Source organism: Exiguobacterium sp. QJM3NY_9, from assembly GCF_056173545.1.
On the sequence record NZ_CM149679.1, the window covers coordinates 1,467,527 to 1,488,550 of the forward strand.

Annotated in this window: 17 protein-coding genes and 2 pseudogenes; 6 read left to right on the top strand and 13 right to left on the bottom strand. The window is 45.8% G+C overall.

What is annotated here, in order from left to right:
* Window positions 1-9: 9 nt before the first annotated feature.
* Window positions 10-1,470 (top strand): 6-phospho-beta-glucosidase BglA, encoded by a 1,461-nt coding sequence (bglA, locus tag AC0VYQ_RS07545; protein ID WP_475404679.1) that lies wholly within the window; start codon window positions 10-12, stop codon window positions 1,468-1,470.
* Window positions 1,471-1,609: 139 nt separating this feature from the next.
* Complete coding sequence (locus AC0VYQ_RS07550) at window positions 1,610-2,281, top strand: 5'-methylthioadenosine/S-adenosylhomocysteine nucleosidase family protein (RefSeq protein ID WP_475404680.1); 672 nt, start codon at window positions 1,610-1,612, stop codon at window positions 2,279-2,281.
* 141 nt (window positions 2,282-2,422) lie between these two features.
* Here AC0VYQ_RS07550 and AC0VYQ_RS07555 read toward each other — a convergent pair whose 3' ends face one another.
* The 4 genes from AC0VYQ_RS07555 to AC0VYQ_RS07570 all read right to left on the bottom strand — a co-directional run bounded on the left by AC0VYQ_RS07555 (window position 2,423) and on the right by AC0VYQ_RS07570 (window position 3,759).
* Entirely contained in the window at window positions 2,423-2,611 is a 189-nt protein-coding gene (locus tag AC0VYQ_RS07555; RefSeq protein WP_475404681.1) for a hypothetical protein, read from the bottom strand.
* Between the two features lie 29 nt (window positions 2,612-2,640).
* Window positions 2,641-2,844: a hypothetical protein gene (locus tag AC0VYQ_RS07560; RefSeq protein ID WP_475404682.1), complete on the bottom strand. Its 204-nt coding sequence runs from the start codon at window positions 2,842-2,844 to the stop codon at window positions 2,641-2,643.
* A gap of 61 nt (window positions 2,845-2,905) precedes the next feature.
* Entirely contained in the window at window positions 2,906-3,445 is a 540-nt protein-coding gene (locus tag AC0VYQ_RS07565; RefSeq protein WP_475404683.1) for a DUF2812 domain-containing protein, read from the bottom strand.
* Window positions 3,445-3,759, bottom strand: a complete 315-nt coding sequence (locus AC0VYQ_RS07570) for a PadR family transcriptional regulator (protein WP_475404684.1) — start codon at window positions 3,757-3,759, stop codon at window positions 3,445-3,447. Before AC0VYQ_RS07570 ends, AC0VYQ_RS07565 begins: the two co-directional genes overlap by 1 nt.
* A gap of 183 nt (window positions 3,760-3,942) precedes the next feature.
* On the opposite strand from AC0VYQ_RS07570, the gene AC0VYQ_RS07575 reads away from it, so the two are divergent.
* Window positions 3,943-4,125 (top strand): hypothetical protein, encoded by a 183-nt coding sequence (locus AC0VYQ_RS07575; RefSeq protein ID WP_475404685.1) that lies wholly within the window; start codon window positions 3,943-3,945, stop codon window positions 4,123-4,125.
* A gap of 68 nt (window positions 4,126-4,193) precedes the next feature.
* Here the strand turns inward: AC0VYQ_RS07575 and AC0VYQ_RS07580 are convergent, their stop codons facing one another.
* From AC0VYQ_RS07580 to AC0VYQ_RS07590, 3 genes are all read right to left on the bottom strand, one after another.
* Complete coding sequence (locus AC0VYQ_RS07580; protein WP_475404686.1) at window positions 4,194-6,071, bottom strand: DUF4084 domain-containing protein; 1,878 nt, start codon at window positions 6,069-6,071, stop codon at window positions 4,194-4,196.
* Between the two features lie 168 nt (window positions 6,072-6,239).
* Window positions 6,240-8,498: a putative bifunctional diguanylate cyclase/phosphodiesterase gene (locus AC0VYQ_RS07585; RefSeq protein WP_475404687.1), complete on the bottom strand. Its 2,259-nt coding sequence runs from the start codon at window positions 8,496-8,498 to the stop codon at window positions 6,240-6,242.
* Between the two features lie 868 nt (window positions 8,499-9,366).
* Window positions 9,367-9,759, bottom strand: a complete 393-nt coding sequence (locus tag AC0VYQ_RS07590; RefSeq protein WP_475404688.1) for a hypothetical protein — start codon at window positions 9,757-9,759, stop codon at window positions 9,367-9,369.
* Between the two features lie 118 nt (window positions 9,760-9,877).
* On the opposite strand from AC0VYQ_RS07590, the gene AC0VYQ_RS07595 reads away from it, so the two are divergent.
* The 3 genes from AC0VYQ_RS07595 to AC0VYQ_RS07605 all read left to right on the top strand — a co-directional run bounded on the left by AC0VYQ_RS07595 (window position 9,878) and on the right by AC0VYQ_RS07605 (window position 11,218).
* Window positions 9,878-10,177: a putative quinol monooxygenase gene (locus AC0VYQ_RS07595; RefSeq protein WP_475404689.1), complete on the top strand. Its 300-nt coding sequence runs from the start codon at window positions 9,878-9,880 to the stop codon at window positions 10,175-10,177.
* Between the two features lie 89 nt (window positions 10,178-10,266).
* Window positions 10,267-10,734, top strand: coding sequence for a hypothetical protein (locus tag AC0VYQ_RS07600; RefSeq protein WP_475404690.1), 468 nt, complete (start codon window positions 10,267-10,269; stop codon window positions 10,732-10,734).
* 22 nt (window positions 10,735-10,756) lie between these two features.
* The gene (locus tag AC0VYQ_RS07605; protein ID WP_475404691.1) at window positions 10,757-11,218 is read left to right on the top strand and encodes a hypothetical protein; all 462 of its coding nucleotides are present in this window, start codon (window positions 10,757-10,759) and stop codon (window positions 11,216-11,218) included.
* A 48-nt stretch (window positions 11,219-11,266) separates the two neighbouring features.
* On the opposite strand, the gene AC0VYQ_RS07610 is transcribed toward AC0VYQ_RS07605, so the two are convergent.
* The 6 genes and pseudogenes from AC0VYQ_RS07610 to AC0VYQ_RS07635 form a co-directional block, all read right to left on the bottom strand.
* Window positions 11,267-11,758 carry a hypothetical protein gene (locus AC0VYQ_RS07610; protein ID WP_475404692.1) on the bottom strand — a complete coding sequence of 164 codons (492 nt, stop codon included), beginning with the start codon at window positions 11,756-11,758 and terminating at the stop codon, window positions 11,267-11,269.
* Window positions 11,755-12,249, bottom strand: a pseudogene (locus AC0VYQ_RS07615) (ABC transporter permease); the annotation flags it as partial. The gene AC0VYQ_RS07610 and the pseudogene AC0VYQ_RS07615, both read right to left, overlap by 4 nt.
* A 6-nt stretch (window positions 12,250-12,255) precedes the next feature.
* A pseudogene (locus tag AC0VYQ_RS07620) lies at window positions 12,256-12,789 on the bottom strand (IS30 family transposase); the annotation flags it as partial.
* 258 nt (window positions 12,790-13,047) lie between these two features.
* Window positions 13,048-16,311: an ABC transporter permease gene (locus AC0VYQ_RS07625; protein WP_475404693.1), complete on the bottom strand. Its 3,264-nt coding sequence runs from the start codon at window positions 16,309-16,311 to the stop codon at window positions 13,048-13,050.
* A 19-nt stretch (window positions 16,312-16,330) separates the two neighbouring features.
* The gene (locus tag AC0VYQ_RS07630; RefSeq protein ID WP_475404694.1) at window positions 16,331-20,035 is read right to left on the bottom strand and encodes an ABC transporter permease; all 3,705 of its coding nucleotides are present in this window, start codon (window positions 20,033-20,035) and stop codon (window positions 16,331-16,333) included.
* Window positions 20,028-20,723 (bottom strand): ABC transporter ATP-binding protein, encoded by a 696-nt coding sequence (locus tag AC0VYQ_RS07635; protein ID WP_475404695.1) that lies wholly within the window; start codon window positions 20,721-20,723, stop codon window positions 20,028-20,030. Before AC0VYQ_RS07635 ends, AC0VYQ_RS07630 begins: the two co-directional genes overlap by 8 nt.
* Between the last annotated feature and the right edge of the window lie 301 nt (window positions 20,724-21,024).

Consider the following 21,024-nt stretch of genomic DNA (forward strand, 5'->3'; position numbering starts at 1 on the left):
GAAATCAAGATGAAAACATTACCAAACGACTTTTTATGGGGCGGCGCACTGGCTGCCCATCAATTTGAAGGCGGCTGGAACGCCGGCGGCAAAGGACCGAGCGTCGTCGATGTCATGACAGCAGGCGCGCATGGCGTCGCCCGCCGCATTACCGATACGATTGAAGAGGGGACGTTTTACCCGAACCATGAGGCGATCGATTTTTATCACCGCTATCAAGAAGACATTGCGCTATTCGCCGAGATGGGATTGAAGTGTCTCCGGACATCGATCGGTTGGAGCCGGATTTTCCCGAACGGGGACGAAACGGAACCGAACGAAGCGGGACTGCAGTTTTATGATGATGTCTTTGACGAATTGATTAAGCACGGCATCGAGCCGATCATCACGTTATCGCACTTTGAAATGCCGCTCCACCTCGCACGCGAATACGGCGGGTTCCGTAACCGCAAAGTTGCCGGCTTCTTCGAACGGTTTGCCGAAGTCTGCTTCACGCGCTACCAAGATAAAGTCACGTACTGGATGACGTTTAACGAAATCAACAATAAGATGGATGTCGAGAATCCGCTGTTCCTTTGGACGAACTCGGGTGTCAAAGTAGAACCGGGCGAAAACGCGATGGAAGTCATGTATCAGACCGGTCACCACGAGTTGATCGCCAGTGCTCTTGCTGTCGCGAAAGGAAAAGCGATCAATCCCGACTTCCAGATCGGGGCGATGATTTCCCACGTCCCGATCTATCCCTACTCGTCGCATCCGGAAGACGTTATGCTGGCTGAAAAATCGATGCGTCAACGGTACTTCTTCCCGGATGTTCAGGCGCGCGGTTACTATCCGAACTATGCCTTAAAAGAGTTTGAACGCGAAGGATATGCCATTCCGATTCTCGACGGCGACGACGAAATCCTGAAAAACGGAACGGTCGACTACATCGGCTTCAGCTATTACATGTCGACGACCGTCAAGCACGATGCGACGGTCAACAATACCGGTAACATCGTCAACGGCGGTCTTGCGAACGGTGTCGAGAATCCATACATCCAGTCAAGCGACTGGGGCTGGGCGATTGATCCGGTCGGACTCCGCTACGTCCTGAACCGATTATATGACCGCTACCAGCTCCCGCTCTTCATCGTCGAAAACGGCTTTGGGGCCGTCGATACGATTGAGGACGGCAAGATTCACGATGCAGCCCGGATTGATTACCTGAAGACGCACATCGAAGCGTTGACGGAAGCGGTCACGGAGGACGGCGTCGAACTGATGGGCTACACACCGTGGGGCATCATCGACATCGTCTCGTTCACGACGGGTGAGATGAAAAAACGCTACGGGATGATTTACGTCGACCGCGATAATGAAGGCAACGGCTCGATGGAACGGATGAAAAAAGATTCGTTCGACTGGTATAAACAGGTCATTGCGACGAATGGACAGGAGTTGTCGTACGACAAAGCGACACAACAGTAAATCGATAAGCCTCCACCTATACCGGGTGGAGGTTGTTTGTTGTCTGTCAAATCACGCTTGCTTGAAATATGAAAACAAGCGATGATGAGAATGTATATATTATCCAAAAGTGACGAGGGACGTTTAAGGGGATGAATGAATGATTGGTGTCAGTATTGCGACGATATGGGAGTTCGAAGCGACGCTCGCGTATTTCGATGTAGAAGAATCAGAACGTACTAAGTACCCGTACGGTGAATATTTTTTCCGGACGATTGCCGGAAAACGTGTGTTGTTTTACAGCACCGGTGTCCGGAAAGTAAACGGGGTCGGGGCCAATCAGTACATGATGGCGCAGTTCCCGCTTACGAAAATCATCGTTGCCGGGACCAGTGCCGGCATCGACGAGTCGTTTGCCGTACTCGACATCATCGTGCCAAACCGGGCGGTCCAATATGATTGTACGGTGAAAGAAGTCGAGCCGTTGATCAAGCCGTCCTTCATCGTTGAACTCGACGTCGCGGACTATCAGGCGGAGTGTCACACCGGAACGATCGGTACGGCAGACCGGGCCGTCGTGATGTGGAACGATTACTTGGAGCTGAAAGCAAATGGCATCACGGTCGCCGATACGGAAGCCGGCGCAATCGCCTATATCTGTCAGAAAAACGGGGGCGAATGTATCATCATTAAAGGCATCTCCGATTTTCCGGCGGACGAGACGGACCGCGATCCGGTCCAGTCGAACGAGGAACAAATCAACGTCTACATAGCGAATACGCCAAAAGTGATGCGCAAAATATTCAGTGACTATCTAACACGATTCATTTAGAACATCAGGAGGGGCGACGCATGAAAACATTAGTGGTTGGTTGTCTGCTGACCGTCAACGCTAAAAGCTTAATGACAAAAAAGACGCAGTCTCGGATGAAATCTCGAAACTGCGTCTTATTTATGCTTAGTGCATCGGCTGCTAATTTTGTTCAGACTCTTGTTTTTCTGACTGAGCCGCTTTGAAGTTGCGATAAATCGTATAACCGACTGTGACAGGAAGGATGACAATTCCATACCCAAGCGGCAAGTCTAAAAAATAATACCAGAAAATCGTAAAAACAATCATGATTAGAAGTAGGCGGATACTTGATATGTGGTATGTACTCACTTAAAACGTTCCTTTCTTTTAAAGTATTGTTATGTTTTTAGAAAGGCGTTTGGTTGATCGACATATAGTTGGACCAATCCGCACTTCGGACAAACGGCAGCTTTCGCTTCAGCAGATGCCTTACTGAAAAAACGACCCGGTTTTTTAATCTTTAAGCCATACATCGCACCTTTGACGTGGACTTCACAGTCTTCGACCAGTTGGGTGTCGCATTGTGTACAAGATCGGTTCATGAAACGATTCCTCCTCATAAGTTTTCGCGGGTATGGATAACTTTTTTGCACTTTCGACGTGTTAATGAATCATCTGTTTTAAAATTTCAATTCTTGTTTTGAGTCGTAATGACATGACGCCGAATACTACTACTAACGTAGCGATTAAAATTAAAATCGTGAACAGGATGCCATTCATGAAGACCGACTCATCTGTGACATTTCCCAGTGAATTAACAACGAGTCCGACGAACAGAAACAGATACAGAAAAACAAGAAAACTGAAAAGATTTAAACGCTTTTTTAGGTATGTAAGCATGGAGGATGAATCCGTGAATAGTGAAAAAGAAGGAGCATCCGGTTGTTGTTCTTTCCGATAGTACGCCCAGACTTTGTTCGTATGGACAATTTCGACTCCGTTATCTTCTAAAAATGAAAAGTAGTCCGCTAAATCGTGATGTGAAGCAACAAACTCATTCCGATACACATAGTTCGTATTCGTTCCTTTTGTAAAGGTGTAAACGAAAGGGGAAAACTTAACTAAGTCCCAACCTTGTTGACTCATCGAATTGACCCATGTTTCCTCTTTTTGATCGTCAATAAAAAACCTAATTTTTTTCATCAGTATCCCTCCTTTAAAAGTTGGCTTGCATGGTGTAAGACTTCTTCGAGACGTTGTTTTTCCTGGAGACAAACATGACGCCCTTCCTCTGTTAAGGCGTAGATTTTTTGACGTCCGGTCGTTTCTTCGACTTTAATCCAGCGTTTTTCAATCAAATTTTTTAAAACGCCATACATCGTCCCCGGTCCAATCGTGACGCGTCCATTCGTTAATTGCTCGATTTGCTGCATCATCGCATAACCATGCTTCGGTGTCGTTAAGCATAATAAAATATAGTAGGTGCTTTCTGTAAGTACTAATGTATCGCGGCTCAATGTATCGCCTCCCGATATATAATGTATCGAAGTCCGATATAGCTGTCAATAGAATTGGATGATTTTTGTAAAAATAAAAGAAAATAATGGTATATTTTAAAAAGGTTTACTAGAAGGACATGAATTTTTCTTGAATTATGCGGAAAGATCCTAAATTAATTGAGTTAAATAGGAGCTGAAAAAATGAAGTTTATTTTATTAGGAATGGGTATTATTTTATTCGGGATGACGATTGTCATCGCGTATAGCTCATCTGGATTAGCGGATTCATCTGGAATAACATTTGGTTTAGTCGTTTCCTCGGTGGGGGTATTAAGCAGTATTCTTGGTGTTGTCGTTGACGGGAAAAGTGAAGGGGAGAAGTAAGTAAAAGGCAAGGACGGAAAATCGTCCTTGCCTTTTTCTCTATTTAAGCGAAATTCGTACAAAAACGATCACATCGATGTAGTCGAATCAAAGAACGCATAATGTCCTTGTCTAATCGTTTTTGCTTGATACATGGCGGAATCAGCAAATTTAATCAACTCGTCACCCGTCCGTGCCTGATCGGGATAGGAAGCGATACCGATACTCGGGGGACAATGAATCAATTGGTTCGCCAGCGCGTAAGGTTCGCTTAGTGTGGAGAAGACCTGTTTCGTCAGCTGTTCTACCTCATCGGACGACCGATTGACTAACAATAACGTGAATTCATCACCACCTAGTCGGGCGATAATCGTGAAGCGCTCTTTAAAGGCTTGAAGGCGCATGGCGACAGATACGAGGAGTTGATCACCGATGTCATGTCCGAACGTATCATTGACGTCTTTAAAATCATTCAGATCCATGAACAAGAGTGAGGCACGTCTCGTCGAGGGTGCGCGTAACGTTTGCTCTAGCATTTCTTCGAAGGACGAGCGGTTGGCTAGTCCGGTTAACGTATCATGATACGCGAGATAATGGATCCGTTTTTCCTTCTCCTTGATTTCCGTCATGTCTTTCCCGATTCCGAACACACCGACTAGTTGTTTTTGGACGATGATCGGTACATTCGTAATGTGCATGAACGATCTTGTTCCGGAACGGCTTTCGATTTCGACCTCATAATGTCGTGCTGTGCCGGTAAAAACTTGTTTGACTTCGCGTGACACGAAGGGGCGGTCGGACGGTGCGACGAAGGCAAGGCTACTTTTTTGTAACAATTCCTCTTGGCTGTAACCGAGAAGCTGTGTGCAAGAGGCATTGACACTGTCGAATTGGCCATGAAGATTCGTCGAATAGACCGGATCGGGATGATTTTCGAATAAACATTTGTAGCGTTCTTCACTTTGTTCAAGTTGTTGCGACTTGATGTAATATTTTTTGAACAGCCGTTGGTTCTCGAAAATGACCGTGATTTGCCGGATGAAGACAAGGATGATCGAGATGCCGGACCCGATTGTGATGATATCGATTCCTTCCGAGTGAAGTCCCATAAAAATAAATAAAATCAAGGCACCGCCATAAGGCGTCACGATTTGAAAAATCGTCAATCGTTTGACCGATTCCGGTGATTGCTCTTCTGTCGAATCTGAATGTATCGTCAGTCGGCCTGCTATACCAATCAGTAGACCGGCAATGATGAATAGGGGGTCGATGTAGCTTCCGGACGTGTAATCATTGGATGAAATTAAGTACAAGTACACCGAATCAGCAACAGTTTGAATGAATAAAGCAAAAAACAAAATGAGTAAGTAAGATGTATTCGACTGTTTTGATGTACTGAATAAAATGAAGACGATGGCAATCAAGATGCCTAAATCACCGATCGGATAAGCTAAGGAAACAATCAGTGAGAGCAACGAAACCGTATCGGACTTCAAGATGGGTGTAAGGATGAAATGCCAGGATAATGTCGTCGCGACGACCATGACGATTAGAGTATCAAAGACAAACGGAATCCGTTCTTGATTTTTTGTTTGTGTCACGATCTTATATAAAAGTGCTACAAGAATCGTGAAGACTTGAATTAAGTAGAAAATATCAGAAACTCCGGGATAGCTGACACCCGTTTGTCGGATGCTTTCAAAATAAAACCAATAGATTTCAGCAATCAAGTAACTGCTATTCGCAGCTAACAGGATCCCCCAAAATATTTTCTCGTTTTTTGCGACCTGTCGGACAGTCATAAACGTCCAACAGACAGTAACCGCCATACCTAACAAAGAAAAGAGGTTACCCCCGAATTGCTGGATATAGGCGTCTTCTCTCCAGTAATAAATCCAGCTGTAGTAGCTCAATGTAAATACAAAGAGAAACAACAACGAATAGGATGGTAACTTACGATTAACCATAGACCAAACTCCTTCATGAATGAATCAGACATTAAACTACAAGTATAAAGAGAATGGTAAACAATGTCTTCTAAAAAAACAGAATAATACAAAAAAATGAAGCGGATGGATAAAAAAATGAAAGCAGTCCGTGCATGAACTACTTTCATGTAAAATAATACACGCCATTTAGAAGACGAATTCATTTTTTTGATAAAGGGCATCCAGCAACTCCGTGAAGTGTTGTGCATTGATTGGTTTAGAGAAGAGATACCCTTGTCCGATGGAGCAGCCATACTCTTTTAATATCGTCGACTGACTGGATGATTCGATGCCTTCGGCGACGACATTCAGTTGCAGATTCAAACCGAGTTCGACGATGGTTTTGACCATTGGCGATCGACTGCTTCGACTTAACCGGTCGATGAAGGATTTATCAATTTTTATCGTATCGATGGGTAATTGTTCAAGGACACTTAAGGAAGAATAGCCTGTCCCAAAATCGTCAATCGAACATTTGACACCGATTTTCTTTAATTTTTTTAAGATGGAGACGCTCTCCGTAATATTTTGGACGATACTTTCCGTAATCTCGAGTTCGAGATGGTTCGGCTGCAAGTCGGTTTCCAGTAAAATCGACGACACAACTTCACAGAAATGACGATTCTGGAATTGAAGAGCGGACACGTTGACGGAAAGTAACAGTGGTGGATAGCCACTCGCTTGCCACTGTTTACTTTGCGCACAAGCTGTCCGTAAGACCCATTCTCCAATCTCATTGATTAAACCCGTCTCTTCAGCGATCGGGATGAATTCAACAGGGGAGATCATACCGAGATGCGGATGTTCCCACCTCACTAACGCTTCCATCCCGACAATCGTCTTCGTTTGTAAATGCACTTTCGGTTGGTAGTGGACGGACAATTGATTCAGTTCGATTGCTTTTTGTAATTGAACTTCGAGTTCCATTTTTCGAAGGACATCCGATTCTAGCCGTTCACTGTAGATGATGAAATCGTTTTTGCCTGAGATTTTTGAATGGTGCAGGGCCGTGCTTGCATTTTTGAGTAAGTCTTCCGCACTTTCTCCATGCTGAGGGTAAATACTAATACCAATATTTGTTTTTACAGAAAATTCATGATCAGACATGATGAATGGGACGTGTAATTCCTGGATGATGGTACTCGTAAAATCTTGATAAGCGACCGCACAGTCATTTTCTACCAAGATGACGAATTCATCGCCACCGATCCGGAACACCGGCAAACTGCCATTATGGGTCAGACTAAGCCGGGAAGCGACTTCTTTTAGGACATCGTCACCCATCCGATGACCAAGTGCGTCATTGATCATTTTAAAGCGATTTAAATTGATTAAGATTAAAGCAAAGCGTGTCGTAGATTCAGTTTTTAAATAGCGGTCAACGGTATTGATAAAATTCAGACGATTCCCGAGTTGTGTCAAAGGGTCGTAATAAGCTAAATGTTGGAGTTCCGTAAAAAGCTTCTTATTTTTAACCATGACGAAGGATTGACGGGCAATAATCATCACGAAAATTAAAAACCAACCAAAACTTAACGAATTGATTCGCCAGTCGTAGCTTTCAATCATCAGGATCGTCAAAAGAATGATGCTTAAGTAGGGAAATAAAAATTCGCGTTGAAGGAGTGGAAGCTTTTTCTTCGGTTCATGCGACGAGATGCTTCGGCTATAGCGATAACCCGTAAATCCAATCAAGAGTAAGGCAGTTGTCCAAATATAATCGACGAACCCGCCAGCCGTATACGTCTGTTGTGTAGAAAAATAAGAGAACAAGGAATCACCGACTAGTTGGAGTAATAATCCCGTGACTAAGAAAAATAAGCTCCTGTTCTCTTTTTCAAAATGAAGCAAATAATACAGGGTGATGACTAAAAAAAGTAATGCCAGGTCAATCACTAAAAAGATAGTAGTGTAAGTGATTGATAAAGTAGTCGAATACCTTAAGGCAATCAGCGGTGACAGCAAATAATGATAACTGATTGAAATGGAAGCAATCATATAGATGACTGTATTAAAAAAATACGATTTGTTCGAAAAGTCAACGACGTTCGTGCGGATTTTATAAATCAAGGCACTCAAGTAACAAACGTATGAGAGGACCCAGATAAAATTAGACAGAAGAGGGGTGTTGATCTCTTGATTAATCAAAGTTAAGTAAAACCAAATGGCTGTCCCGAATGTCGAGAAAAATACACCCAGTGATAAGAGAAGCCAAAATGTTTTTAATCGAGTCGTTTTTTGTTGATAAACTTGCCACAGCCAGTAGAAACTGATGATGCCAATGCTGAATTGTACACCGTTCGACAGCAGTATCCGGGTGCTAGCTGTCGAGATGAATGTGTTGCTTATCAGATAGATAGCAGACACGACGATCGTCAATAGCACAAGAATGTTTTTGAAGACCATGGTTGATTGTCCTCCTCTATGCGAGTTGTCTAAAGATAGTTTTTCCCTATATCTTTTTATCGGCAAGATGCTCTAAAAAATCGAGAGGTGGACATGATTTAAACTAGAAAACCTAGCAAAATCACTACAACCGGCAGTCATTTCGGACGAAAATCAAAAAAAGAGATGACATGGTGTCATCTCAGCTTGTAGCAAAACTTTTATGAAGATAAAAGATTTTGTTTGGGAATGCAAATCTACCCCCGTCTCGTCTACGAAGTGGAACAGCATATAGGAAAAAAGTATCCTACTTTTCACGTAACACGTGTCGGAGTTCGCTGACGCCAAGGATCAGCATACAAAGCGAAAGCGGTATGAAGAATATTAAAAACGATAGTGTTGTTATGGCATCCATTGAACTACCTCCACCTACGCTACGCTAAGAGGTGGAGGATTCCTGAGTTATCCGACCTATCGGTCGAAACGTTATCAGGCTAACCCCGTCGTCCCGACGGTTGAAAGTTAATCTTGTCCGTTTCTTTTGTGCGGATGCCTACTCTGCTTGGTTTTCGCTACTTCGGTCATCCGCAAGGTGAACGTTGAAGATTTTACATGACAGACGAACTTCCTGTCACAACCCTATATCTTCAGTTTTCAAAGAACGTGACATTTTAATTATTCCTGCTTTTGCTTGTTGTTAAACCAAAAAAATGTAGGGCAATTGACGTGTCGTAAGACACGCCTTTCCCGAAGGCGATTCATCTCCCACCTACGCTGGGCTTCGCCCCAAGACGCTTAGAGGTGGGAGTATTCTCGCCTGATTTTTGATAAAAATAAACTGATCAGGATAATGGTCAGAATGGTCGTCAAGCTGACAAGCGAACTGCGGTTAGACATCGTTCTCCTCCTTTGAGTGGTCGCTCATCCGCAAACGGTCATACCGGATGATGGCTGGTACCGCAATCGAAATCGAAAAAGCGCCAACGAGCAACAAATCGGTCTGCCCGAAAAATAAATAATCGATGCCGATCAACAGGAATAATAAAATCTGGATGATCCGAAAACGGAGCCGTGTACTCCGGTGAATGATGTCCTGTTCTTTCGATGGACTGGAGTGGTGCGTATTCTGACTCAGTAATTCAAAATAAAAATAACTGAGGACGCCGAGTTGGATGACTAAAAAGAAGGTAACACCTGTCTGTTCAAAGAAGATACTAAATAGGGTCATCCCGAACAAAAGTATGTAGAGTGATGATACGATTCGTTTCGTACGTGTCGTCAAAGTAAGTCCTCCTGGAAGTGAGTCGATGCTAGTCTGTTCTACGGAATGGCAAGAAAAAATGTTTCAAGTTATGAATGGATTCCGGTCGAAAATCAAGAAACAATAAGGAGGAAACAGGATGAGTTACGGGATTTTCGGGAAATTTACGACGACGGCGGGACAGCAAGAAAAATTGGTGGAGCTGTTACTTGAAGCAGCAGACTCGCTTGAAGACGAGCCGTCATGTCTCCATTATATCGTCAGCGTATCAGAAGAAGCGGACACGGTCATTGTCCACGAAATTTGGACGAATCAAGCGTCGCACAAGGCGTCACTCGAGCTTCCGGCGACGCGGCGCCTGATTGAGCAGGCACGCCCGCTCATCACGGGAATAGAGCGTTTGTTGACATTCGATCCGCAAGGCGGAAAAGGGTTATAAAGGGTAATTTTTGATGTTTTAGTCGAAAGTTTGTAAAAAATTAGAACTTTTTTTGCCGATTGACGTAGAGTATACATGAGGTGAGTATGATGGAAAAACGACGAAGAATTCAACGTATCCGTGAAGAAAAAGACCGGATTGCGTTCTTTCGCATTATTTTTGCTGTACTGTTCGGACTGGGTGTCTTTTCATTCATTCAGTATGATACGGCGACATGGCCGAAAATCCTGGTCGGAGTCAGCTTTCTCGCACACGGATGCCTGCACTGGATTGAAGCGAGACGGGTCGGAGCATTTTCAAACAGCCGACCGGCGCGCAATCTGATCCGACTCCGCTACGCGGTTGATTTTGCGTTAATTGGACTGATCGCATTTTTCTTCCCGTTATTAATCGGGTTAGAATTGCCGCTTGTGCCAAGTTTCATCGGTTACTTTATCGGCCTGCTGCTTTTTTATCTGATTGATGTGTACCTGGAGCGGAAGGTGCAGACTCTTGATCCGCTGCAACCGACAAAAAAAGAATTACGCAGTAAAATACCTGAACTGAAAGCCAGATGACTTTAAGTAGGGGATGAACAAAATGGAAAAACAAACGAAAATTCTAATCATGCAGCAGGAAAAGAAGCGAAATTTTTTGAAACGATTGGTATTGGTAGTAGTCGTCGCACTTTGTTTGTATGGCTTGGTTCAAACGGGAGCTGACGAATGGATTGTCCCACTGCTCGTCATCCTCGTCCTCATCCATGGACTGTTACTGTTCGGAAAGGCAAGGCGGATCAGTGCCCTATCAAGTATCAAAGCAGCACGGCGGCTGATTCGTTTACGTTACACGGTTGAATTCTGTCTCGTTCCCATTCTTCTGCCGATTGCTCTTCTGGCACGGTTTCCTGATTACTTGAGTACACCCGTTTCGATCGTTCTTCTGCTGGCTCTGCTGTTGATTGCCTTTTTGAAACAATATCTGGAATTTCGGATCATGCGGACTGATCCGAGTCACCCGACGGACGACGATCTACGCAAAAAAACACGGATGGCAAACTAAAACAGTACTTCTACTCGCGCATCAAGCAACGGGTAGAAGTACTGTTTTTTAGTTGAGTTCGATTTTAACAGTAGTCGGTTTTGCGAATGCATCACTTGACGCGAACATGACGAAGACATTTTCGGTTTCCGGTACTTCGTAGACGAGATCGACTCTTGATTTATAAGGAGCAAAGTACTGGTAACTGTTTTTCCAGGCTTTCTCATTGCGGTTGACATAGTCGACCGTTTCGTAGACATGCCCATTCCCATCCTGAATCGTGAACCGGTCCGGTTTATATTGACTGTAGGCACCGATCTCATTTTCTGAAATATCCGGGTCATGTAAGAACAACGGGAGCGTGATGTATCGTTTGCCGGTTTGCTGGGTCAGTTTGAGTTCAGCCGGCGGACGGTCTAGCAGTTTCCCGACACGGAAGGTGGCATCCTTTAATTTCGGGTCACCGGGATACGTTTTGAGCAGCCCCTGATTCATCAGCTTTTCGATTTTTGCCGTTTCCTGTTTCGACGGTTGTGACGCGGTCGATTTTTTGGCGGTCAAATCGGCGAGCTTCGTCCCTGTCGTCGTTTCAGTTGCTCGACTTCACTCGTCGTCGCAAAGAAGAATAGTCCGGCGACACCCGCGACAAGCGCGGTCCCGACTGTTCCGAGCGCGACTTTGAAGCGGCGTTCCGTCGCCTTGGCATTGACGGCGACGCTCCCGATGGCTGCATTCGGTGTGATTTTAACCGCGCGGTAGGCGGGTAATAAGGCACCGATGATCCCTGTCGTAATCGGAATCAACAGCGTCAGACTCAAGAATCCGAGCTCGGCCGTCGGGAATTGATTGTACATCTTGTAAATCAATCCGAGTGAGACGGCAAGACCGATCAATCCGGCAAACAGACCGGTCATGACCCCTTCAAGCAAGACGAGTTGACGGATCATCCCGTCACGCCAGCCGGTCGCTTTCAGCACGGCGAGCTGTGATTTCCGTTCGTTGACGTTTTGCCACATGATTTCCGTCGTCGTCAAGATGGCGATCAGCAGGGCGACACCCGTCGCGACACAGGCCTTGGACTTCCCTCTGCCTGAGACGACGGTATCCAGCTCCCAGTGCCCGAACGTTTGGCGCCCTTTGACGTCGGATGGACGTTTACTGATTGACAGCCCGATGTTGAAGCGTCCACGCATCTCACGTGGTTTCTGACGCTTTCCCTTTTGGCGAAGGAGTCCAGATTTGGCCTCGACGAGGCCCGTGTAGATCCAGCGATAAATTGTCTTGAACGATAGTCCTTCTTCCTGGAATGCACTTTCGGCAATCTTTTCGGGGGACCACGTCTTCCGTAACTTTTCGAGGATGAGGACTCCTTTTTCTAGCATGAACTTCGTCCGTGCACCGCACTTCTTTTTTCGTTCCACATAACGTTGGTCGGCATGGATAGCGCTGTAGTGTGGGTTCCGTCTCAATTCTCGTGAAACCGTAGAAGGTTGACGCCCAAGGCGTCCGGCAATCTTTCGGATGGAGAAGCCTAACTCGAGATGCGTCTCTATTTTGACTCTTTCTGATGTGGTAAGATGAACATAGCTCATAACGAATCCTCCGTTGAATGTGGTGTGGTAGCTTTATTCTACACGAGGTCGTTATGGGTTTTTTGTGCTTTCAGTTAGGTGTTGCACTTAATATTACAATTCGTCACATTCTAAAGAATAGGACAATTTATATACCTCCAAAATCATATACTTTTTGATTAATTTAGTTATTCTACAAATAATTAAAAAATCATTAATCCTTAAGTCTATTCAGAAATGAGATTGCTTATTTCCGAAATAGAATGAGAAAATTTCTTTTTATAGTGTGATTTTTACAGTGTAGACAAAACCGGTAAATCCTGTTTTTACGTTCATGACGAAGGTATTTTCAGTCTTCGGTACGACATAGATGACATCGATTTTTGAGTGCAAAGGAGCGTAGTAACCTAAGCTTTCTGAATAGGCTTTTTTGTTCAGGTTGATCGTTTCTTCTGGCGTGTAGCTTTTCTTTTGACCATCCATTAATGGGAAGGTAGATGGTTTATAGTCAATATAAGAGTCAGCTGAATCCTCACCCTTTACTTGCATCTCAAGTCTGATGGATACGGCTTGTTTATCTTTTGGAAGATTCTTAAGTTGAATACGTTTCGCCGAACTGACCATGAACCCACGTTGCTTCAGTAAGTCTTTATCGCCAGGATAAGTCTGAAGACGGCCTTTGTCCATCAATTCTTCGATAACGTCTTTCTTTATTTTCTTCGCTTGTTTCTTTTGAACCGGTTCACTCGGTTGATCTTGTAACTTTTGCCCGGTCGTCACGACAGTTGGTTCAGCTTTTGGTTGAACTGTCGTCGTTGTCGTCTCTTCTGCTGCAAAGAAGAATAAACTTGCTACACCTGCGACTAATACCGTACCGATTGAACCGAGTGCAATCTTAAATTGACGTTCGGTTTTTTTTGTATTCGTTGCAACACTCCCGATCGCAGCGTTCGGTGTGATTCGAACAGCCCGTTGAGCGGGTAAGAGGGCGCCAAGAACACCCGTCACCATCGGAATCAGTAACATGATGCTCAAGAAACCAAGTTCACCAGTCGGGAACTGGTTGTAGACAAAACCGATCATCGCAAGGGCAATCAGTAAGCCGATGATTCCAGCGAAAAGTCCTGTCATCAGTCCTTCGCTTAAAACGAGCGTCCGGATTTGACCATTGCGCCAGCCGGTTGCCTTTAGTACAGCGAGCTGACTTTTCCGTTCGTTGACGTTTTGCCACATGATCTCGGTCGTCGTCAGGATGGCGATGAGTAAAGCAACGCCCATCGCAACATAATGCATCGTACCGACTTCGAGCGCGACATATTCACCGAGCCATGTCGCGTACAGGACACCTTTCAATCGGAAGGTGATGAACAGGAAGAAAATGAACAAACTCGTTGGCAGAGCGATGGCGATCGTCGAGAGGATCGTCCGTTGCCAATACGTCGCGAGCTGATTGATGCTCATCCCAAGGACGCTTTGTGCCCGGACGAACCGTCGTCCTTTTGAGACTTCACCAGAGCGCATACTCTCGAATGGTTGAATCCGTCGGATGAGCGTCATTGGGACGAGCGTACCGCCCCAGTAAATTAAGAGACCAGCAAGTCCGATTAAGATGATCCGTGATAAGGCAATCGGGTGATCCGTCGTCAGCCAGAACGAACCGAGGATCGTCCAGGAAATCAAGGCGACGAGCGTGCCGAGTAGAGTCGCTTCAAGGAATAATAATTTTGAGAGCTGACGCGGACGCCAACCGAGCGAAAGTAGGATCGCGAATTCCTTCTTGCGGGCATAGAGTAAGATGATGTTCGAACTAAAGACGTAAACGAGCGCAACAGCGATGACACTGGCGATGATGCCGCTCATCCCGACCTTCGCTTCTTGGAAGATCGCCATCGACGAACCGAGTTTGATCCACGGTTGTTGGACCCATCCGAGAGCTGATTCGCCTTTTAGTCCAGGCAAATAGGTCAAGGCGAGCTGTGGTGAGGAGCCGAGTGTAACGTCCGTGATTAGACCGGTCTTATCCTCAATTTCTTGAGCGACAGCTTTCATCTTTTTCTCACTTGTCGCATTCATCGTCTCGACACCTTTGACGTTGACACGGATAGCAGAAATGGCTTTGTCACCGCGTAACTTAAAGGCGGCATCAAGTGTCGTCAGCATCGATGGTGGTTTCGTCAAGAAGTCATACGGGTCGTTCGTCGGTTTGACGTCGCGAACCGGATTGACGGGTTTCTCGTTCTTATCCATGACCCACTGGGCTTTCGCCGGGAAGTAGGTCTCCATCGGCAGTTCCGTCAACGGGTCCTTCGAGATGTTCAATTTTTTCGGATCGAAGACACCGATGAAGTTCACACGCATCTTGGGAACGGCATCCATGTTGATGGAGGTATCGCCAAAGGATCGTGCTTTTCGATACATCGATCGTTTTGAGATCAGGACGTTTTTCGAGATCTCTTGAGGTGTTACTTGATAAGTGAATGGCCAGCGTTTCGCAAAAGGACTAGCAATCGTTTGATATTCGACAGATGATGGCTTTAGAGATAACCATTCAAAGCTTCCCGGGGGTCTCTCGGGAAATTTATCCTGCAAAATATTCTGCACAAGTTGCTTAGTAGCTTGTTGAGTTGACACGTGATATTCCTTCGAATCATCTACCGGAAGTGTCTGGAGATAGGATTCACCACCTTTTTTCATGACGCCTCGTACCGTATCGACCATCGAGTCGTTAATGACTGGTAGATCGACTTTCTCGTAACGTAGAGTCCGTGTCGCATCGACATATTCCTGACTATTCAGAATCAGTGGGATACCCCATACGTCATCTCCATAATCGTTTACGACATCGTCTTTCGTGAAATAACGGCTATGGGTGGCTTTCTTAGTCGCTTTGTCAAGTCCGACAAGCTTGGCTTCTGCTTCCGGATCGATTCCGGCAAGCATCGTTGAACTCCCATAACCGATGACCGGATGTTCTCCTAATGCTTGTGGACTGATATCACGGTTCAATCCGTCACTCTCTGGAGGGAACCAGCCTGCACCGACAAAAGAAGTGGTTGTCTCCTTCTCTTTCTTTAAACCGGTATCTTGTGTGTCCTGAATCGTAATCTTATAGATGCCTTGATCCTTGAAATCGTACGTCTCCGACTCGGCATAAGTATTATAATTGCCAATCATCGCGATGGGGGCTGCGACTTCGACATCGGCAATCTGCTTGATCGTCTCGTACTGCTTGCGGGTAATCCCACCGTCAAGCCCACTCATATAGTTCGGTTCGAGCAGGTTCAAGTCTTCCGTCACGCTTCGACTGCTTTCTGGTCGGACGACGATATCGTACGATGAGCCCCAGCGTTTTTGCAGTTCATCAACCACGGTACCGTTGTTGGCTTGCGTCGTACCGATCAAGTAACTCAGTCCGGTACTGACAATCAGGACGCCGACGAGAAGCAGAATGAAGCGCTCCTTGTTGCGCCACCAGGAATTCCAAATGAATTTAAGCATCGACAAGACCTCGATTCCTTTCAATGATTGGACGATCCATGTCAAGTTCCTCCTAGTGATTAAATTATTGTTTCGTCAGATCGATTTTGACGGTCGTTGGTTTAGGGAACGCTGGATCAGAAGCGAATAGGACGAATCGCTTTTGATCGATTGGAACTTGATAGACCAATTCCACTCTTGACTTGTAGGGTGCGAAATATTGAAAGCCATTTTTCCAGGCCTTCTCATTGCGATTCACATAATCAACAGGTTCATAATCCGTGCCATTCAAATCTGTCAAAGCATACCGATTAGGACGATAGATGATAAATCCACCCATATCATCTCCCGTATCTTGCATGACGACGGGGATCGTCAAGAAACGATAACCAGCACGTTGTTTCAGGTTCAGTTCTTTTGGTGTGTCAATCAACGCCTCGACATGAAAACTATCAGATTGATGTTTCGGATTCCCGGGAGTTGTTTGCGTGACACCACGCATCATCAATGTTTTTAATTTTTTGGTGTCATCTTTTGAAAGGGTAGTAGCGGATGTATTCGCTTTTTCGATATCGTCTAGCGTGATCTTGACGGTCGTCGTTCGTTCGACTGCCTCATCTTTTGCAAGCAAGACGAACACTTTTTGGTCAACCGGTACTTGGTAAACGAGATCGACCCATGATTTTTTCGAATTGATGTATTGGAACGCATTTTTCCAAGCCGTTTTATCATGATTGACATAGTCGACGGGAGTATATTCCTTTCCGTCAAGAGCGATCAACGGGAAGGTTTGCGGTCGATACGACGAAAACGAACCTGCAGCTAATTCATCCTGGTTATGAAGGAAAACTGGAATCGTCACAAAACGATACCCTGACTTCTCCTTGAGATTTAACTCTTTCGGTGTTGAGACGAGTTTTTTAACAGAGAAGTCATAGTTCTTCGCTTCAGGGTCACCCGGGTACGTCTGAATAGCGCCTGTGTTCATCAATTGCTCCAGTACCGTGTTGTCTTCGGCAGTATGCTTCTTATCGTCAGGATCTTGAGTGAGATTTTTTAATTTTTGTCCGGTCGTTTGTACTTTTGGTGTCGTCATCTCTTTTTGAGCCGTTCTCGTTTCAGGTGCAGCGAGGAGGAATAAACTCGTCGTCCCGATGACGAGCGTAGCAGCGATGCTACCGAGTGCCCATTTGAAGCGACGTTCGGTCAATTGTTGATTATCGTTTACGCCACCGATGGCAGCATTCGGTGTGATGCGTACAGCACGCTGGGCAGGGAGCAAGGCACCGAAGACGCCTGTCGTCACTGGAATCAGGAGCATAAGACTTAAGAAACCGAGTTCACTGGTCGGGAACTGATTATAGACGAAACCAATCATCATTAAAGCGACAAGTAGACCAACGATTCCAGCAAAGAGTCCAGTCATGAGTCCTTCACTTAAGACGAGTAGACGGATTTGACCGTTGCGCCAACCGGTTGCTTTGAGGACAGCGAGCTGATTCTTTCGTTCATTGACGTTTTGCCACATGATTTCTGTTGTCGTCAGGATGGCAATGAGTAGAGCGACTCCCATCGCGACATAATGCATCGTACCGACTTCGAGCGCGACATATTCACCAAGCCAAGTCGCATATAATACGCCTTTCAGTCGGAAGGTGATGAAGAGGAAGAAGATGAACAAGCTCGTCGGTAGGGCAATCGCGATGACAGACAGTAGTGTGCGTTGCCAATAGGTCGCAAGTTGGTTGATGCTCATTCCGACGACACTTTGCGCACGAACGAAACGCCGTCCTTTTGAAACTTCTCCGGAGCGCATGCTTTCAAACGGTTGAATCCGGCGGATGAGTAATGTCGGCACGACCGTACCGCCCCAGTAAATCAAAAGTCCGGATAGCCCAATCAAGATGATGCGTCCGAGAGCAATCGGGTGATCAGCTGTTATCCAAAATGATCCGAGAATCGCCCAAGCGATGAGTGCGACTAGTGTACCGAGAAGTGTCGCCTCAAGGAAGAGGAGTTTAGACAACTGTCGAGGTCGCCACCCGAGCGATAGCAGGATCGCGAATTCTTTTTTGCGAGCATAGAGTAAGATGATGTTCGAGCTGAAGACATAGACGAGTGCGACAGCAATGACACTCGCGATGATGCCACTCATCCCGACTTTTGCCTCTTGAAAAATCGCAATCGACGAGCCGAGCTTGATCCAAGGTTGTTGAACCCAGCCGAGAGCCGATTCTCCTTTTAGACCTGGTAAATAAGTCAAGGCGAGTTGAGGGGAGGAACCGAGTGTGATGTCAGTGATCAATCCTGTCTTGTCTTCGATTTCTTGTGCGACGGCTTGCAATTTTTTTTCACTTGCCGCGTTCATCGTCTCGACTCCTTTGACATTGACGCGAATCGCAGAAATCGCTTTGTCCCCGCGCAACTTAAAGGCAGCGTCGAGCGTCGTCAACATCGAAGGTGGTTTCGTCAGGAAGTCATATGCATCGTTGGCAGGCTTGACGTCTCGGACCGGATTGACCGGACGATCGTTTTGATACATGACCCATTGCGCCTTTGCAGGGAAGTAAGTCTCCATTGGAAGTTCAGTCAAGGGATCCTTTGAAACATCGAGTTTCCCTGGGTTAAAGACACCGATAAAGTTGAGATGGACTTGTTTCCAGCCTTTAAAGCCACCTTCGAATTCACGTGCTTCGCGATACATGCTTCGCTTGAAGAGTAATGATTCCTTGGCGACCTCTTTTGGTTGAACCTGGTAGGTAAAGGGCCAACGGGAGCCGAACGGACTTTTAATCGTTTTGTATTCGACCGGTGAAGGCTTTAAAGAAATGGAGGATAGTGAATTACTATTGTTCGTCTCACCTGTTGGCAAGGTATTTTTGAGGATACCGTCCACGAGCTTCTTTTGGACGTCTTGAGTCGTGATCGTATAGGAGGTAGGTTCCTCTACTGGTAGCTTACTAAGATATGCTTTCCCACCTTTTTGTTCAATCTTTTGGACCATGTCTGCAATTCCAGTTGAGGAGAACGGCACCTCTACTCTTTCATATGTATAGGTGCGTGTCGCATCGACGTATTCACGAGAATTCAACAAAATCGGAATCTGTGTCGCCTGGTCTCCGTACGAAGCGGGCAAATCGGTTTCGGTAAAGAAACGGCTGTATGTTCCGGTTGTAGTCGCTTTTTTCAAACCGACGAGCCGGTCTTCAGCTGCAGGATCGATTCCTGCAATCATGACTTGTGAGCCGTAATCATAAAGGGGCTGTTCGCCGAGTTTTAAAGGGGAGACGCCTGTGCGTCTTGCATCACCCATTGGTTCCCAGCCGGCAGCGAGAAACGTTGACATGGAATAAGATTCTTTTTGGAGCCCAGTGTTTTGAGAGTCCTTGATTTTCAAGCGGTAGATGCCTTCTTCATTAATCGTATGTGTCCCAACGCTACTCGATGTCGATGTATAACCGATCATCGCAATCGGCGCCGCAACCTCGACATCAGCAATCTTTTTGATCGTCTCGTATTGCTTGCGGGTAATCCCACCATCGAGACCACTCATGTAGTTTGGCTCAAGGAGCTTCAAGTCTTCCGTCACACTGCGGCTGCCTTCTGGTCGGACAACGATGTCGTACGATGATCCCCAGCGTTTTTGCAGTTCATCGACGACAGTCCCGTTGTTCGCTTGGGTCGTACCAATTAAATAACTCAGTCCGGTACTGACGATCAGGACGCCGACGAGGAGCAGAATGAACCGCTCCTTGTTGCGCCACCAAGAGTTCCAGATGAACTTAAGCATAAGCAGAAACCACCGACGGATTGACGACCCGACCATCTTTCATCGTGATTGTCCGGTTCGCGCGCGCTGCGAGTTCGGGATCATGTGTGACGAAGAAGACGCCACAGGCATTCTCGCGGTTCAGTTTCGTCAAGAGACTGAAGATGATTTCGCCGGTCGCTGTATCGAGATTCCCGGTCGGTTCATCAGCAAGCAACCACTTCGGGCGATGGATGAGTGCCCGAGCGACAGCGACACGTTGTTGCTGACCACCGGAGAGTTGAGAAGGAAGGGAATGAATTTTATCCGCGAGACCGACTTCCTCAAGTAGCTCCATGGCCCGTTTTTCCTTATCGTAGTCGACCTTGCGGCCGAAGAGGGGCGCAAGCACGTTCTCGAGTGCCGTCAGCGTCGGGATGAGATGGAATTGCTGGAAGATGAAGCCGACGTTCCCGAACCGGAAGTCCGAGAGCTGTTTCGCGTTCAACTTGGAGATATTTTTCCCGTCGAATAACAACTCTCCCGAGGTAGGGGTGTCGAGCGTCCCGAGAATGCTAAGCAACGTCGACTTTCCGGAACCGGAAGGTCCGATGATCGAGATGAAGTCTCCTTCAGCGAAGTCGAGTTGGATGTCCTGTAGCGCAAACGTCTTACTTTCACCTGTCTGGAACGATTTATTGATATTTTTGCACGTGAACGAATAAGCCATACATGATACCTCCTGAAGATAGTGTTTAAAAACCCATAATTATGTAATGGGAACCATTAATCACCTAATTATAACAGGAATTCAAATCTTTGGAACCGTCAAAAACATAATTTTCTGAAAAATAAGTTAATTTTTCAGAAAATGAATCCGTTTTGGTAAAAAAACATCAATTCTACTCTTCAAGTAATGAATATCTTCGTTCATGCTCATAAAGTAGGTATTTGGCTAGTGTTACATGCTAATAGAGACAACTATTGCGTCAAGACAAGCAAAATGAAAGGAAAGAAGTCCACATCTGAGG